At 70.6% G+C, this 15,699-nt stretch carries 16 protein-coding genes; 8 read left to right on the top strand and 8 right to left on the bottom strand.

Going from position 1 to position 15,699, the window contains the following annotated elements:
• Window positions 1-15 precede the first annotated feature (15 nt).
• The 7 genes from ABT186_RS34460 to ABT186_RS34430 all read right to left on the bottom strand — a co-directional run bounded on the left by ABT186_RS34460 (window position 16) and on the right by ABT186_RS34430 (window position 5,878).
• Window positions 16-807, bottom strand: coding sequence for a TetR family transcriptional regulator (locus tag ABT186_RS34460; RefSeq protein WP_351226814.1), 792 nt, complete (start codon window positions 805-807; stop codon window positions 16-18).
• A gap of 124 nt (window positions 808-931) precedes the next feature.
• Window positions 932-1,432: a hypothetical protein gene (locus ABT186_RS34455; RefSeq protein WP_351928425.1), complete on the bottom strand. Its 501-nt coding sequence runs from the start codon at window positions 1,430-1,432 to the stop codon at window positions 932-934.
• Window positions 1,433-1,588: 156 nt separating this feature from the next.
• On the bottom strand, window positions 1,589-2,350 hold the full coding sequence (locus ABT186_RS34450; protein ID WP_351226810.1) for a succinate dehydrogenase iron-sulfur subunit: 762 nt from the start codon (window positions 2,348-2,350) through the stop codon (window positions 1,589-1,591).
• Window positions 2,350-4,104 (bottom strand): succinate dehydrogenase flavoprotein subunit, encoded by a 1,755-nt coding sequence (gene sdhA, locus ABT186_RS34445; protein ID WP_351226808.1) that lies wholly within the window; start codon window positions 4,102-4,104, stop codon window positions 2,350-2,352. The genes ABT186_RS34450 and sdhA overlap by 1 nt, the downstream gene beginning before the upstream one ends.
• 19 nt (window positions 4,105-4,123) lie before the next feature.
• Window positions 4,124-4,606, bottom strand: coding sequence for a succinate dehydrogenase hydrophobic membrane anchor subunit (locus ABT186_RS34440; RefSeq protein WP_351226806.1), 483 nt, complete (start codon window positions 4,604-4,606; stop codon window positions 4,124-4,126).
• Window positions 4,607-4,611: 5 nt separating this feature from the next.
• Window positions 4,612-4,992: a succinate dehydrogenase, cytochrome b556 subunit gene (sdhC, locus tag ABT186_RS34435; RefSeq protein ID WP_351226804.1), complete on the bottom strand. Its 381-nt coding sequence runs from the start codon at window positions 4,990-4,992 to the stop codon at window positions 4,612-4,614.
• A gap of 280 nt (window positions 4,993-5,272) precedes the next feature.
• Complete coding sequence (locus ABT186_RS34430) at window positions 5,273-5,878, bottom strand: 2-oxo-4-hydroxy-4-carboxy-5-ureidoimidazoline decarboxylase (protein ID WP_351226802.1); 606 nt, start codon at window positions 5,876-5,878, stop codon at window positions 5,273-5,275.
• A 253-nt stretch (window positions 5,879-6,131) separates the two neighbouring features.
• Here ABT186_RS34430 and ABT186_RS34425 point away from each other — a divergent pair, with 253 nt between their 5' ends.
• From ABT186_RS34425 to ABT186_RS34390, 8 genes are all read left to right on the top strand, one after another.
• The gene (locus ABT186_RS34425) at window positions 6,132-7,775 is read left to right on the top strand and encodes a beta-N-acetylhexosaminidase (protein ID WP_351928423.1); all 1,644 of its coding nucleotides are present in this window, start codon (window positions 6,132-6,134) and stop codon (window positions 7,773-7,775) included.
• A 177-nt stretch (window positions 7,776-7,952) separates the two neighbouring features.
• Entirely contained in the window at window positions 7,953-8,525 is a 573-nt protein-coding gene (locus ABT186_RS34420) for a hypothetical protein (RefSeq protein ID WP_351226798.1), read from the top strand.
• Between the two features lie 159 nt (window positions 8,526-8,684).
• Window positions 8,685-9,062, top strand: coding sequence for a hypothetical protein (locus tag ABT186_RS34415; RefSeq protein WP_502973409.1), 378 nt, complete (start codon window positions 8,685-8,687; stop codon window positions 9,060-9,062).
• Window positions 9,063-9,135: 73 nt separating this feature from the next.
• The gene (locus tag ABT186_RS34410) at window positions 9,136-10,608 is read left to right on the top strand and encodes an MFS transporter (RefSeq protein WP_351928419.1); all 1,473 of its coding nucleotides are present in this window, start codon (window positions 9,136-9,138) and stop codon (window positions 10,606-10,608) included.
• A 180-nt stretch (window positions 10,609-10,788) separates the two neighbouring features.
• Window positions 10,789-11,406 carry an RNA polymerase sigma factor gene (locus tag ABT186_RS34405; RefSeq protein WP_351226792.1) on the top strand — a complete coding sequence of 206 codons (618 nt, stop codon included), beginning with the start codon at window positions 10,789-10,791 and terminating at the stop codon, window positions 11,404-11,406.
• Between the two features lie 36 nt (window positions 11,407-11,442).
• Entirely contained in the window at window positions 11,443-12,102 is a 660-nt protein-coding gene (locus ABT186_RS34400) for a hypothetical protein (protein ID WP_351928417.1), read from the top strand.
• 428 nt (window positions 12,103-12,530) lie between these two features.
• Window positions 12,531-13,205 carry an RNA polymerase sigma factor gene (locus ABT186_RS34395; protein WP_351226788.1) on the top strand — a complete coding sequence of 225 codons (675 nt, stop codon included), beginning with the start codon at window positions 12,531-12,533 and terminating at the stop codon, window positions 13,203-13,205.
• Entirely contained in the window at window positions 13,205-14,263 is a 1,059-nt protein-coding gene (locus ABT186_RS34390; protein WP_351226786.1) for a hypothetical protein, read from the top strand. Before ABT186_RS34395 ends, ABT186_RS34390 begins: the two co-directional genes overlap by 1 nt.
• A 262-nt stretch (window positions 14,264-14,525) precedes the next feature.
• On the opposite strand, the gene ABT186_RS34385 is transcribed toward ABT186_RS34390, so the two are convergent.
• On the bottom strand, window positions 14,526-15,341 hold the full coding sequence (locus ABT186_RS34385) for a L,D-transpeptidase family protein (protein WP_351226784.1): 816 nt from the start codon (window positions 15,339-15,341) through the stop codon (window positions 14,526-14,528).
• Window positions 15,342-15,699 lie beyond the last annotated feature (358 nt).

Genomic DNA, 15,699 nt, shown 5'->3' with positions numbered 1-15,699 from the left:
CGGGAGCGCCGCGGGCTACTCGGGGGCGTTCGTGCCGTCGGAGGCGGGCGCCCCCTTCGCCCTTGCCCCGGCCGGGTCGGGCAGGACCTTGGTCATCCCCGGCAGGAAGTCCGTGAACAGTTCGTGCACCTCGTGGACGAGCGGGCGCAGCACGCGGAACCGGGCCAGTGAGACACCGCGCGCGGTGAGGCGGGCGCCGCGCTCGGCGAGCCGGTAGCTGCGCTCGCGCCCTTTGGTGCGGTCGAAGATCCAGTACAGGACGAGCCCCATCTGGGCGAGCCACATCAACTCGGGCAGTACGTCCCGGAGTTCCTCCGGAACCTTGGTCCTCGCCCCCGCCAGCACCTCCCGGTGGACACGGATGGCCTCCACGCGCGCGTGCTCCGACTCGGGGGAGAAGGGGCTGAGCGGACTGTCCGGGTCGGCGGCGTTCTTGAAGAACTGCACGGCGAACTCGTGGTACGGCGTGGCGACGTCCAGCCATGCCTTCAGCACCCCGGTGAGCCGGGCCTCCAGATCCGTCTCCCGGTCCAGGACCTCGCGGACCGCCGCCTGGTGCTCGGCGGCGATGCTGTCGTAGAAGCCCTGGATCAGGTGTTCCTTGCCGGCGAAGTAGTAGTACGCATTGCCGACCGAGACCCCGGCCTCCTGGGCGATGGCCCGCATCGTGGTCCCGTCGTAGCCACGCTCCCGGAACAGCCGCATGGCGGTCTGAAGGATCAGGGCGCGGGTCTGCTCGGACTTGCTGGGAGTACCGCCCTGTTCGGGGCGCTCGCCCGGCACGGGGCTGTCGTTCTTCGCGGGCACGGAAAGAGAGCCTAACGAGTGGCGATCCGGGCGGCGGCGCCCCGGTTGGAGTGCCCGGATGAAAGGGCCCCGGGCGACTGCCCGGGGCCCGGTGCCGTGGTCACTCGGCGAGGTGAGGCGGGCCTCACATGTTGCTCAGCGACCGGGCGTAGTTGATCTGCCCCATGACCGCCGGGAAGGTCCCTGGCCCGAGGGCCGGGATCATCGTCGAGTGGTGCCGGCCCGCGCTCGTCACGGTGACCTGGATGTAGCCCGTGGTCTTCTTCTCCTTCATCAGGAGGAAGAACAGGCCGAGGAGGCAGAACAGGAAGAAGATGATCGCGAGCACGATGGCGTGCGTCGGGATCTTCTCCTCCGTGTGCGACATGTCGGTGGCGTTCCACACCGCGCCGCGCAGGGGAAGCGTGCCGGCCGGCGTGACGATCTGGTCGCCCATGACCGTGATGTCCCCGATGGCCAGCAACGGGGCCCCGCCCATGGGGACCGGAGCCGCCGGTTGCTGGGGGAAGCCGTACCCCTGCCCGGGGTTGGGGTATCCGTAGCCGGGCGCCGCGGGAGGCTGCGCCGGAGGATGCCGGGGGCCCCACTGGTTGGCGTTGTTCTGGTACGGATTCTGGTCGTTCACGCTGTCGTCCCCCGCTTCTTCGATAAATCCATGGCCGATAAACCCACGGCCGATAAACCCACGGCCGGTGAACCCATGGCCCGGCGTCCTCCTGCCGAGGGGCCGTTCCTCCCGCCACTGGGAGGAACGGCCCCTCGCACTCTTTCGGGCTACCCGTCAGAAGCGCCGAGTGATCAACGCCCTCTTCACTTCCTGGATCGCCTTCGTCACCTCGATGCCACGCGGGCACGCGTCGGTGCAGTTGAACGTCGTACGGCAGCGCCACACGCCGTCCTTGTCGTTCAGGATCTCCAGGCGCTGCTCGCCCGCCTCGTCACGCGAGTCGAAGATGAAGCGGTGCGCGTTGACGATGGCCGCCGGGCCGAAGTACTGCCCGTCGTTCCAGAACACCGGGCACGACGACGTGCAGGCGGCGCACAGGATGCACTTCGTCGTGTCGTCGAAGCGCTCGCGGTCCTCCGCCGACTGTAGACGCTCGCGCGTCGGCTCGTTCGTGTCCTTCGTGATCAGGAAGGGCATCACGTCCCGGTACGCCTGGAAGAACGGCTCCATGTCCACGACCAGGTCCTTGAGGACCGTGAGGCCCTTGATGGGCTCGATCGTGATCGGCTTCTCGGGGTTGATGTCCTTGATCAGCGTCTTGCAGGCCAGACGGTTCTTGCCGTTGATCCGCATGGCGTCCGAGCCGCAGATGCCGTGCGCGCAGGAGCGACGGAAGGTCAAGGACCCGTCCATGTCCCACTTGATCTTGTGCAGACCGTCGAGGACGCGCTCCTTGGGGTCGATCTCCAACTGGAAGTCTTCCCACGTCGCCTCCGCCGAGACCTCCGGGTTGAAGCGGCGGACCCGGAAGGTGACGGTGATGTACGGGGAGGCCGCGGACTCCGCCTCGACCTTGTCCAGAACAGGGGTAGCCATCAGTACTTACGCTCCATCGGCTGGTAGCGGGTCTGGACGACCGGCTTGTAGTCGAGACGGATGGACTCGGTGCCGTCGTCGCCCACCTCGCGGTACGCCATGGTGTGGCGCATGAAGTTGACGTCGTCGCGGTTCGGGAAGTCCTCGCGGTAGTGACCGCCGCGGGACTCCTTGCGGGCCAGGGCCGAAACCGCCATGACCTCGGCGAGGTCCAGGAGGTTGCCGAGCTCGATGGCCTCCAGCAGGTCGGTGTTGAACCGCTTGCCCTTGTCCTGGATCGCGACGTTCTTGTAGCGCTCGCGCAGCTCCGCGATCTTCTCGACCGCCGTCTTGATCGTCTGCTCGGTGCGGAACACCATGACGTTCGCGTCCATGGTCTCCTGCAGCTCGCGGCGCAGCTCGGCCACGCGCTCGTTGCCCGTGGACGACCGGAGGCGCTCGATCTGCGAGATCACCAACTCCGCCGGGTTCTCCGGCAGTTCGACGTAGTCCGCCTTCTGCGAGTACTCCGCCGCCGCGATACCCGCACGGCGACCGAAGACGTTGATGTCCAGCAGCGAGTTGGTGCCGAGACGGTTCGCGCCGTGGACGGACACGCAGGCGACCTCGCCGGCCGCGTAGAGGCCGGGGACGACCGTGGTGTTGTCCGAGAGGACCTCACCCTCGACGTTCGTCGGGATGCCGCCCATCGCGTAGTGCGCGGTCGGCTGGATCGGGATCGGGTCCGTGTACGGCTCGATGCCCAGGTAGGTACGGGCGAACTCCGTGATGTCGGGCAGCTTGGCGTCCAGCTGCTCCGGCGGGAGGTGGGTCAGGTCGAGGTAGACGTGGTCGCCCTCGGGACCGCAGCCGCGGCCCTCGCGGATCTCCGTGTAGATGGAGCGGGAGACGACGTCACGGGAAGCGAGGTCCTTCATGACCGGCGCGTACTTCTCCATGAAGCGCTCGCCGTCCTTGTTGCGGAGGATGCCGCCCTCACCGCGCGCACCCTCGGTCAGGAGGATGCCCATGCGCCAGATGCCGGTCGGGTGGAACTGGAAGAACTCCATGTCCTCCAGCGGCAGACCCCGGCGGTAGACGGCGGCCTGGCCGTCACCGGTCAGCGTGTGCGCGTTGGATGTCACCTTGAAGAACTTGCCGCAGCCGCCGGACGCGTAGATCACGGCCTTCGCCTGGAAGACGTGGATCTCGCCGGTCGCGAGCTCGTACGCCACGACACCGGCCGACTTCTTGATGCCGTCGACCTCGGTGATCAGCTGGTCCAGGACGTAGAACTCGTTGAAGAACTCCACGCCCTCCTTGACGCAGTTCTGGTACAGCGTCTGGAGGATCATGTGGCCGGTGCGGTCGGCCGCGTAGCAGGAACGGCGGACCGGGGCCTCGCCGTGGTTGCGGGAGTGACCGCCGAAGCGGCGCTGGTCGATCGTCCCGTCGGGCGTCCGGTTGAACGGCAGGCCCATCTTCTCCAGGTCGAGGACCGAGTCGATGGCCTCTTTCGCCAGGATCTCGGCGGCGTCCTGGTCGACCAGGTAGTCACCGCCCTTGACCGTGTCGAAGGTGTGCCACTCCCAGTTGTCCTCCTCCACGTTGGCCAGCGCGGCGGCCATACCGCCCTGCGCGGCACCCGTGTGGGAGCGGGTCGGGTAGAGCTTCGTCAGCACGGCGGTGCGGCTGCGCTTCGTCGACTCGATGGCGGCGCGCATGCCCGCGCCTCCGGCGCCGACGATGACGGTGTCGTACTTGTGGATCTTCATGATTCTCGCAGCCCCGTGCCTAGCGGATGTTCGGGTCGAAGGTGAAGATCACCAGCGTGCCCAGCAGGATGGTGAACACCGTGGCGGTGTACAGCAGGCCCTTCAGCCACAGACGCGTGTCCGCCCGCTCCGCGTAGTCGTTGATGACGGTACGCAGGCCGTTGGCTCCGTGCAGCATCGCGAGCCACAGCATGGCGAGGTCCCAGACCTGCCACCACGGGGAGGCCCAGCGGCCGGCCACGAAGGCGAAGCCGATCTTGGAGACGCCGCCGTCGAGGACGAGCTGGATCAGCAGGTGACCGAGGACCAGGACGACCAGGACGATGCCGGACAGGCGCATGAACAGCCAGCCGTACATCTCGAAGTTGCCGCGGGTCGACTTCGGGGTCTTCTTGGTGCGCTTCCGCGGCGGCTCGATGACCGGCGCCGGGTTGTCGACGTCGTACAGCGAGGCGCCCTCGACGGGGCCGATGCCGGAGGCGGTGGTTTCAGTCGTGGACATGCGCGTCAGCTCCCGAACACTTCACGAGCGGCGTGGCCGAGGACGGGGTAGATGGCCCCGAGCATCAGCACGACCCAGACGCCCACGACACTCCAGAGCATCTGCTTCTGGTAGCGCGGGCCCTTCGACCAGAAGTCGACGGCGATGACGCGGAGGCCGTTGAGCGCGTGGAAGAGGATGGCGGCGACCAGGCCGTACTCCAGCACGGCGACGATCGGCGTCTTGTACGTGGCTACGACCTTGTCGTAGTCCTCGGGGGAGACACGCACGAGAGCGGTGTCCAGCACGTGTACGAACAGGAAGAAGAAGATGAGGACGCCGGTGACTCGGTGAGCCACCCAGGACCACATTCCTTCCCGGCCGCGGTACAGCGTTCCAGCCGGCACGGAAGAACCCTCCGGGAGCGGGGACTAGGGCCGCGCCGGCTTCTGTGTCGGTCGGGCCCGGCCGGGTACGGTCCACCGGCCCCCAGCATCGTAGCCAGGCGTCGGCGCCGGGCTTACGGGGGGCCTACCTGTGTGATCAAACTGGCACGCAAAGGGGCACGGACGGGCTATCCGGAGGGCGGCTTCCGGGGTTGGGCTGTTTCCTGACTGCCGGGTGCGGGTTGTTTGTGGTTACTCGCGCCCACGCGGCGGAGCCGCACGATGTCACAGCCCCGCGCCCCTAAAGGGCGCGTTCCACCGACCGTAGATCAGAGAAGTCCCGCACCAGCCGCGTCAGCCTTCCCCTCGCCAGGCGGCGCAGTTCCTCCGCTGCCAGTAGCCGTTCCTCCTCTCGATCGTTTGTCAATCGTGACCGGATGGCGGCCAGGACCTGGTCGGCGGCCTCCTCCGGGGCCACCTCGTCCAGGCAGATGACGAACACGTGTCCGAAACGGCTCTCGTAGGCCGCGTGTGCCGCGCTCAGGGCGGTGTGCGCCGCGGAGTACGCGCCGTCCGGGAGCAGGGTGAGCGACTCGCCGGCCAGGGCCTCGGCCAGGTCGGCGGGCGTCAGGTCGTAGGCCGCCTCGTCGGCCGCGGCGAGTAGCGAGTCCAGGTCCGGGTAGGGGCGGTGTTCGGCGATGCGGCGGACCCAGCTCAGGCTGTGGCAGCAGCTGAGCAGCGCACGCCGGGCGTCGTCGGCGGGCAGGGAGTTGAACCGCTCCAGGCCCGTGGGCGCCTCCGCGCGGTGTTGCGCCGGGAGGGCGGTGTGGCCGGGGAGGGGCGGGAGACGGTGCGAAGGCAGCGTGGGTCCTCGGCGAGTGGCGGGCGTGTCGTCGGTGGACGTCACGTGCGGGTCGACAGGTGAGGGTGCGAGAAATGTGCCGTCACGTTATCGGCGGGGGTCTGGCGGCCGTCCATCGGCTGCCCGAAATTCACCCGAACGGGAGAGTTTCGGGCCGCCCTGTGGACGGTCTGAGTGGGCAGGGGCCGTACGTTCGTAGGGGGAGATGTGTGGAGGTGAGTGCAGTGCGGTCAGAGACCAGGCGTATACGTACGGGCATGGCGTGGCCGTACGCGGCCATGGTGCAGGGTGAGCAGCGGTGACCGGCCGGAGGCGGCGGGTTCCCGAGAGAAAGACGTTCCAGAGACGCAACAGGTTGCTGCTGGGCGGCGCCGGAGTCGTCGTCGCGGGTGCGGTCGCGGTGACCGTGGCGTGCTCGTCCGGTACCGGCTCGCCGACCGGGTCCACGGTCTCCGGGAGCAAGCCGGCTGCCCGCACGGCCTCCGCGGGGTCCCCCGCCGCGCCGTCGACGCCGACCCGCACCTACCCCCTGTCGCAGACGCCCCGGACCATTCCCGCCGTCCGTGCGTTCACCCCTGCCCGCGGCCCGGGCTGGCGACCCGCCTCCGGGGCACGAGTGGTCGTCGACGACGCCACGCTGGCCGACGAGGGCCGGCTGCTGGCCGGGGAGCTCGGGATGGCGTACGCGGGGCGGACGGGCGCCCGCGGCGGCGATGTGGAGCTGGGCCTGGCCGGCAGCGGCAACCCGGAGTCGTACACGATGACCGTCCAGGGCGGGCGGGTGCAGATCACCGGTCCGGGCGAGGCAGGCGTCTTCTACGGCACGCGCACGCTCAAGCAGGAGGTGCACGGCGGCGGCACGGCGCCGGAGGGTGTCGTCCATGACGCGCCGGCCAAGCCGCGGCGCGGGTTCATGCTCGACATCGCGCGCAAGTACTTCACGGCAGGCTGGATCGAGGACCGCGTACGGGAGCTCGGCGACCTGAAGTACAACGAGCTCGGTCTGCACTTCTCCGACGACCAGGGCTTCCGCATCGAGTCCACCACGCATCCGGAGATCGTCTCCAAGCAGCACCTCAGCAAGGCGGAGGTCAAGCAGATCGTCGACCTCGCCGCGAGCCGGCACATCACCGTCGTCCCCGAGATCGACTCGCCGGGCCACCTCGGCGCCGTGATCGCCGCGCACCCCGACCTCCAGCTGCGCAACGCCTCCGGCGTCCCCGCGCACGGGGCGGTCGACATCTCCAAGCCCGCGGCCGCGCGGATCGTGGACGACCTCCTCGACGAGTACGCGGGAGTGTTCCCCGGCGCGTATTGGCACCTCGGCGGCGACGAGTACCAGGCGCTGATGGTGTCGGACCCGGCCGCCAAGTATCCGCAGCTCGCCGCCGCGGCGAGAGCGAAGTACGGGCCGAAGGCCGGTGTCGCCGACCTCGCGACCGGCTGGCTGAACGACCGCGCGAACGTGATGCGCGCGCACGCACGGACGATGCGCGCCTGGAACGACGGCTTCTACCGGGCGAGCGGTGTGCAGCCGGCCAAGGACCTCGAAGTCGCGTACTGGACCGGCAAGGAGATCGGCGCCCGCCGGCCGACGGAGTATCTGGGCGCGGGCCGCAAGCTGCTCAACTACAACGACGAGTACCTCTATTACGTGCTCGGGCAGCCGCAGACCTTCGTCTACCCCACCGGGCAGCGGATCTACCAGCAGTGGACCCCGCGGGTCGTCCGCGGCACCACGGCCGTGCCCGCGCGGTACGACGGGCAGATTCTCGGCGGCGTGTTCGCGGTGTGGTGCGACCGCTCGACCGCGCAGACACAGAACCAGGTGGCGGCCGGCATCCGGCTGCCGCTGCGCGCGCTGACCCAGAAGCTGTGGGACCCGCGGACGCCCGCGCAGTCCTGGGCGCAGTTCAAGTCGCTGGCGGCCCGGCTGGGTTGAGACGGCGCCCGGACCGGTCCGGGGCCGGGGACGCAGCTGGCCGAAAACAACTTCATCAACTTCTTCACCGGCTCGGCGTGGTGTCGCTGTGACACACCCGGTACGTTGCACGCAGTAAGGGGAAGTGCGGGCTCCGTAGAGATGAGGCGCCCCGTCGAGGCGTTTCGAGGAGGCGTGATGAGCCTGGTGGACCTGATCGCACAGGCCGACGAGCGTGCACTCGCGGCGAGCGGACTGGCTTGTTTGGATCGGTGCGTCCCGCTCCTCGGAGGCGATGACGAGGTCCTGCGACCGCTGTGGGCCAGCCTCGTAGAGGGCCGTGACTGGGAGGAGCGGCTCGCCAAGGCGCGGGCCGAACTGGGGGCCGAGGAGGCCGTGGAGGGTGACGCGGAGTGCGCGTCCGAGGCCGAGGCGGCCCGGCTCGCCCGCCGCATGCTCGACGCCGTCCCCCCGCAGCCCTCCCCCGAGGCGCTGCGGCAGTGGGCCGACGCCTGCTCGGTCGCCGCGCTGCAGATCCACCGGCTTCTCGACCCCGCCGAAGCCGACGAGCCCTCCGTGGCGGCCCGCCGCGAGGGCCGTACGGACGGGATGTCGCCGCTCGTCGCCGCGGAACTGAGGCGCCAGATCACCGTGCTGGAGCTGGTCACCGGCCAGGGCGCGGGCGGGCTGCGGCGGGCGCTCGACGTGTCGACCCAGGGACGCCGGGTGCTGCGCGCCGTGGTGTCGCGGCGCGCTCGGGGCCGGGCCTAGGAGCACGGCTCCCAACTGCGTAAACCCCCTTCTGTGGAAGGGTCCTGTGTCCGTCCTGTGGTGCCGTGGGGCGGTCCTGCGCCGGTGTCGGGAAGCCGCCCGGAACGGTGTGACGCTGCACAGACGGACCACGCTCTTCCGGGTGTGAACGCAACTCAGGTGACCAGGCCCCACGCCGCCACGAAGCCCGTGCGCTGGGCGGCCGACGTCGTCGCGGCCATGCGCGAGGGCGCCCGGCTGCGACTCGACTACTCCGCTTCGAGTCTGTGGCGGGTGGACCGCACGATCGAGGAGGTACACCGGGAGGGCGCGCCGTACGCCGCCGTGGAGTCCGTGCTGCGCGGGTTCGGGGCGTATGCGGGCGAGGTGATGGTGCGGCTGACCGGTGGCGAATGGTGGACGGCCGACGGCGACCACTGGGTGCGCACGCCCGACGGCCGGCTGTGGGATCCCATCGACGAGGCCCGCCGCTGCTACCACGGCGAGGGCTCGCTGCGGCTGCTGTGCCACGACGCGATGAGTATTGCCAGGACTTAAGAGACGCAGCCGTTCCCAACGGCCGGATCCGGCGGGACCATTGGGGTGACAACCGCCGGATTCGGGAGGCCTCATGGCCGACAACCGCCGTTGGTGGGCGCTGGTCGTCATCGCGCTCGCCCAGCTGATGGTCGTCCTCGACATGACCATCGTGAACATCGCTCTGCCGTCAGCCCAGTCGGATCTGCATATGTCCGACGGCAACCGGCAGTGGGTGATCACGGCCTACACCCTCGCGTTCGGCGGGCTTCTGCTCCTCGGCGGGCGCGTCGCCGACCTGGTCGGGCGCAAACTCACCTTCATGGTGGGCCTGCTGGGCTTCGCCGCCGCCTCCGCGCTCGGCGGTGCCGCGACGGGCTCCGGAATGCTGTTCGGGGCGCGTGCCCTGCAGGGCGTGTTCGCCGCGCTGCTCGCGCCGTCCGCGCTGTCGCTGCTCGCGACGACGTTCACCGATCCGCGCGACCGCGGGCGGGCGTTCGGCGTCTTCGGCGCGATCGTCGGCGCCGGCGCGGCGATCGGCCTGCTCGCGGGCGGCTTCCTCACCCAGTACCTGAACTGGCGCTGGTGCCTGTATGTCAACGTGCCCATCGCGCTGGTCGCGTTCGCGGGCGCGTGGGCGCTGCTCGCCGGGGGCGGCGGACACGAGGAGGCGCGCCTCGACGTGCCGGGCGCGCTGCTCGGCTCGGCCGGAATGCTGTCGCTGGTGTACGGCTTCTCGGAGGCGGAGTCACGGAGCTGGGGCGACGGGCTGGTACTGGCGCTGCTGCTGGGCGGGGCCGCCCTGCTCGCCGTGTTCGCCCTGTGGCAGACCCGGGCGCGCGTGCCGCTGCTGCCGATGTCGGTGGTCCGGGACCGGCAGCGGATCGGCGCCTTCCTCACCACCCTGCTCGTCACGATCGGGATGTTCGGGACGTTCCTCTTCCTGACCTACTACATGCAGCGCGTCCTCGGATACTCGCCGGTGAAGACGGGCGTGGCCTATCTGCCCATCACCGTCGGCATGATCGTCGGCTCGACGCAGATCGCGGCCCGGCTGCTCCACAGGGTTCCGCCGCGCACGCTGATGGTCCCCGGGCTGCTGCTGGCGGCGGGCGCGCTGGCGCTGATCGCGCAGGTCGGCGTGGAGCCCGCGTACGCCTCGCACGTACTGCCCGGCATGCTGATGCTCGGCCTCGGCATGGGTACGGCGATGATGACGTCGGTCTCCCTGGCCACGGGAAGCGTGGCGCCCCGCGACTCGGGCGCAGCCTCGGCGACCTTCAACACCGCCCAGCAGGTGGGCGGTTCGATCGGTACGGCGCTGCTCAACACGATCGCCGCGAGCGTGACGACCCGGTACGCGACGGCCCACGCGGGCCCGGGCGTCAATCCCCGCGTCCTGGAGGCCCGCGCCGCCGTCCACGGCTTCAACGTCGCCACCTGGTGGGCGATGGGCGCCCTGCTGCTGGCCGCCCTGATCGCCGCGACCGTGGTGGACGCGGACCGCGCACCGACCCCGCAGGACCACGAGACACCGGTGCCGGAGCCGGTGGACAGCACCAGGTGATCCCGGGGCCGGCCCGGGGTGTGGTCGTGTGTGAGGCCGTTCAAGTGGTGGGGCTCATGTGCCGCTTGACGGGCAGTGACATTTCCGTGGGCCCCGACGCTGATGACCGTGGGACGTGGGTACGACCGGCGTGCCGCACGTGAGGGGATACGAGACCACTCGCCACGAACGAGGACAGCGTTGGGCCAGGGAGGGGAACCCCGCCGCGCGCAGGCGTACGACGGGGAACTGGGCACGGCCGTTGCGCAGGCGCAGCGGGGGGACGAGGCCGCCTTCGCGGTCGCGTACCGGATTGTGCAACCGGGGCTGCTCGGCTATCTGCGCGGGCTCGTCGGCGACGACGCGGAGGACGTGGCGTCCGACGCCTGGCTGGAGATCGCCCGCGACCTCGGGCGATTCCGGGGTGACGGCGCGGGCTTCCGAGGCTGGACCGCCACCATCGCCCGGCACCGCGCGCTCGACCATCTGCGCCGCCGCCGCGCCCGGCCCCAGGCGGCGGCCCTGAACGACGACGTCCTGGAACTGCCCGGCCGCCATGAAACCCACGACCAGGCCCTGGAGTCCCTGTCCACCGAGTACGCCCTCGAACTGATCTCCCGGCTGCCCCGCGACCAGGCGGATGCCGTGCTGCTGCGCGTGGTCGTGGGCCTCGACGCACCCGCGGCCGCCAGGGTCCTCGGCAAACGGCCCGGCGCGGTCCGCACCGCCGCCCACCGGGGCCTGAGGCGTCTCGCCCGGGAACTCGGCTCCCCAGGTGTGACGGAAGACGGCACGCGGACGCTGGGGGAGTCGGAATGAGCACGTGCATGTCGCCGGTCAGGGACGGACACGGTCATGGATGAACGACGCGACGAGGGCGCGCACGCGGGCCGTCCGCCCGTGCGTCCCGGCCCCGAGACACGGACGGCCGACGCCCTGCTCGCCGCCGTACGGCCCCGGTACCTCGACCCGGACGCGGAGGCGCGGGCCGTCGCCGCCTTCCGGGAGGCCTGGAGGCAGCGGCACGGCGCGCGGCCCGTGCGCACCCGGCGCCGTGACGACTGGCGGCCGCGCGCCCGGCGCGGGGCCGGACGTTCGCTGCACACGCTGCTCGCCCTGCTGTTGTCCGGCGCAACCCTGGGCGGAGTCGCCGTCGCGTCGATGGGCAACCCGCCGCACGCCGCTGCCCCGCAGCGGCCCGCCCCGTCGGACCCGCCCGCGAGCCAGGCGCCGCCGCAGAACACGAGCGGGATGCACACGGCGGGCGACCGAAGTCGTACGGGCACAGCGAGCGAAGCGCCCGGCAAGGATGCGAAGAAGACCGCCAAGGCGCAGGACAAGGCCGACAAGGCGCAGGACAAGAACGACAAAAAGGCCGAGAAGACCGCGAACAAGGCGGCCGACAAGGCGGCGAAGGCCACAGCGAAAGACTCGAAGCACGCCGCAAACTCTGCAAACTACGCAAAGGCCACAGTGAAGGCCACCGAGAAGTCCCCGCAGAGTAAGAAGAAGTAGAGAAATCTCGCCGTCCCGGAGAAAGCGCGTACTCTCGGCGCACGCAGGACGATCCGGCCGACGGCATTGGCAGGAGCCGCCGTTGGCAACGGCCGAGGCCGCCACCCCCCACAGGAGAGGCCCCGGCCGTCGCGCGGCACGGGCCGCGCGGCGGCCCGTACTCTCTACAGCGCCGCGCATGCGTTTTCTGTCACACCTCGCCGCGTCACGGCTCGGTTGCTCATGGTGGGGACGTGGACGCAGAGCGGTTTCAAGCCGTAACGTGCCTTTCGCGCCGACCGCGGACGATCAGCAAAAACGGGTGATGCACACGCCGCAAGGGGAACCATCAGCGGCAACCGACCGCACGCAAGGACGAGGAACGACGACAGCGAGAACCCGGTCCGTGAGAGCGGTGCCGGCTGAGGCGCACAGAGGGGCAGTTCGGGGTGCTGGGGGACGACGCGGAGCTGACGGCCGCCGTACTTGCGGCACAGCAAGGGGACGAGAACGCGTTCCGGACGGTGTACCGCGCGGTGCACCCACGGCTGCTCGGATATGCGCGGACCCTCGTCGGCGAGCCGGACGCGGAGGACGTCACCTCCGAGGCGTGGCTGCAGATCGCCCGTGACCTGGAGCGGTTCAGCGGCGACGCGGACCGGTTCCGCGGCTGGGCCGCCCGGATAGCCCGCAACCGCGCGCTCGACCACATACGGATGCGCGGGCGCCGCCCCGCCATAGGCGGCGACGAGACGGAACTGACCGGGAAGGCCGCCGAGTCGGACACGGCCGGCGAGGCCATGGAGGCCCTGGCCACGGGTCGCACGCTTTCCCTGATCGCCCAGCTCCCGCAGGACCAGGCCGAGGCCGTGGTGCTGCGGGTGGTCGTGGGCCTGGACGCCAAGACCGCGGCCGAAACGCTCGGCAAGCGCCCCGGTGCCGTCCGCACGGCGGCGCACCGCGGTCTCAAGCGGCTGGCGGAGCTGCTCGGCGTCAACCCGGACACGGATCCGGAATCGGCTGGCGCGCTCGGCGCCATGCCTCCACAGCGAGATGCGCGCAGGCGCGCGGTGTCGTCCGCCGGTGTGACGCATATGCGTTCGCGGACGCAGAAGGACATGTGATGGCCGACGAGCAGTACAAGTGGCTGAACGGTGACGCGATGGAGCGTCTGCTGCGTGGAGAGCCGCTGGACGCCGTCGACGACGACACGCGCGCACAGGCCGCCAGGCTCGCCGAGGCCCTTGCCGCACTCGCCGTCACACCCCCGCCGACCAGTGAGGAACTGCCGGGCGAGGCCGCCGCGGTGGCGGCGTTCCGGGCCGCGCGCAGCGGCCCGGACGGTGCGGGCGCGGCGCTGGGCCGCCCTGCCCGTGCGCACTTCGCGTCCGCCGACGCCGGTGTCGTGCACCTCGGGCGTACCGTCGCGAGCGAGCGGCGGACCCGCTGGGGGCGTCCCGTGCGCTTCGGACTGGCCGCCGTCATGGCCGCCGGGATGATCGGCGGGGTCGCGATGGCGGCCGGAACCGGAGTCCTGCCGACGCCGTTCCACGACCATCCGGGACCCGCCGCGTCCGTGTCGGCCGCCGTGACGCCGCCGCAGCCGCTGATCAGCCCGACGCCGGGCGGACCGGAGACGGGCGGCTCCACGTCACCCACGACGGGTGGCACGACGGGCGCGCCGGCGCAGAGCGGCTCCTCGCGCGACGAGGCGGGCGACGGCTCCGCCGCGACCGGCCGGCCGGGCGACACCGGCAACCGCGCCGAGGGCCGGAGCCGGGAGTGGTGGACCGCGGTGCGGTCGTCCTGCCGTGACATGACCGGCGGCCGGGAACTCGGTACGGAGCGGCTGCGCGCCCTGGAGGACGCGGCGGGCGGCAGCGGCCGGGTGAAGAAGTTCTGCAAGGGTGTCCTGGGCGGCGAGGACCGTGGGGGCTCCGGTGGCGACCAGGGCTCCGGCCAGGGCAGGGGCGGCAAGGGCGGCAGCGGACAGGGCGATCACGGCGTTGACCAGGGGGGCAACGGCGGTGATGGCGAGGGTCACATAGGGCCGGGTCCGGGCGGCTTCGGCGTGGCCCCGGCCCCGTCGGCCACGCCTCGCGCCCTGGCCCCGCTCCTGCCGAGCCGGACGCCGTCCCCCAGCCCGACGTACAGCGCGCTGAACTCGTCCGACAGCCAGTGACCGCGGGCGCACGGCGCGCCGTCCCCTGTGTTTCCGGGCTGCGTCACCCCGCCTGACCTGCGAATACGTATTTCTTTGAATTTTCTTCGGTGGGGGTGTGACACTTTCGGCCCGCGTGGCGCAGTACTCAGTGAGCCGACTGGTCATCGGCCGTCGCACAGAGCCGGGGTTCCCCCCGTACCTACGGCTCGGTGCACCTCGGCGCGGGCGGGACACGTTCCCCCGGTTCCGCCCGCGCCCCACATCCTCCTCCCGCCGCGTCTCACCAGTAGACGACGACTTTGTCCCCGGTCCTCACCTGGGAGAACAGCGCCGAGATCGCGGCCTCGTCCCGTACGTTCACGCATCCGTGCGAGCCTCCGGCGTATCCGCGGGCCGCGAAGTCGTACGAGTAGTGGACCGCTTCACCGCCGCTGAAGAACATCGCGTACGGCATGGGCGAGTGGTAGAGCGTGGACACGTGGTGGAGCGACTTCCAGTAGATGCTGAACACACCCTCCCGTGTGGGTGTGTACTGCGAGCCGAACCGGACCGCCATCGTCGAGACCGTCCGTCCGTCGATCATCCAGCGCAGCGTCCGGCTGGTCTTGCTGATGCACAGCACCCGGCCCGTCATACAGCGCGGGTCGGGCGCGGCGGCCGGCTGCCCGCCCATCAGGTACAGCTCCCACTTTCCCGGCTCGTGCGTCATCTTCTGCAGCCGCTGCCAGGTGACGGAGTCGACCTGGCCCGTCTGCGGCAGCCCGCGCTTGCCCTGGAAGCCCTTGACGGCGTTCTCGGTCAGGTCGTCGTACGTCCCCGTCGGGCCGTCGAACAGCCAGTCGACCTGGCGCAGCCGGGCCTGCAACGCTCGCACGTCCGGGCTCGAGTCGCCGCGCGCCCACAGGACCGCGGAGGACGACTTCGGAGTGGCCGTGGCGCTCGGCGTGCCGCTGCCGGAGGGTGTGTGCGGGATCTCGATATGGATGGGCGACCGGGGTTTCCCGTCTCCTCCGTTCGCGTCCACGGGCTGCGCCGTGCAGCCGGTGACCGTGGCCAGTACGGTGACCCCGGCGAATGCAACAAACGTTCTTCCCATCCCCCTGATATGCATCCCCCACCTCCGGCGTCTCGCAGATCCCTGATCTCGGGTCGTTTCATCTGAGATGCTTCCCCCCGCGTTGCCACCGGCGAACTACGGGGCATGGTTGTGAGCAAGGTCCCAGCTGCCGACTCTCCACCGGGCGCACGGCCGCCACTACAGTCCGTGCCGAGGGTCGTCTGTACTGGCGAGTAATGAAGCCAGGTCATCAAGCCGAGTAAAGAACCAACGCGGAGGCACACACCATGGCGCGCGAGTCGGAGTCCGGACTGCCCATTGAGCCGGTGTACGGGCCGGGGGCTCTGGAGGGCTGGGATCCGGCGGGGAAGCTGGGTGAGCCGGGGGCGTATCCGTT

Origin of the sequence: Streptomyces sp. NPDC001634 (genome assembly GCF_040298185.1) — a bacterium.
In the GTDB taxonomy this organism is placed as follows: domain Bacteria; phylum Actinomycetota; class Actinomycetes; order Streptomycetales; family Streptomycetaceae; genus Streptomyces.
Note: the sequence above shows the minus strand (reverse complement) of the source record. Positions and strands in the feature narration are given on the sequence as shown.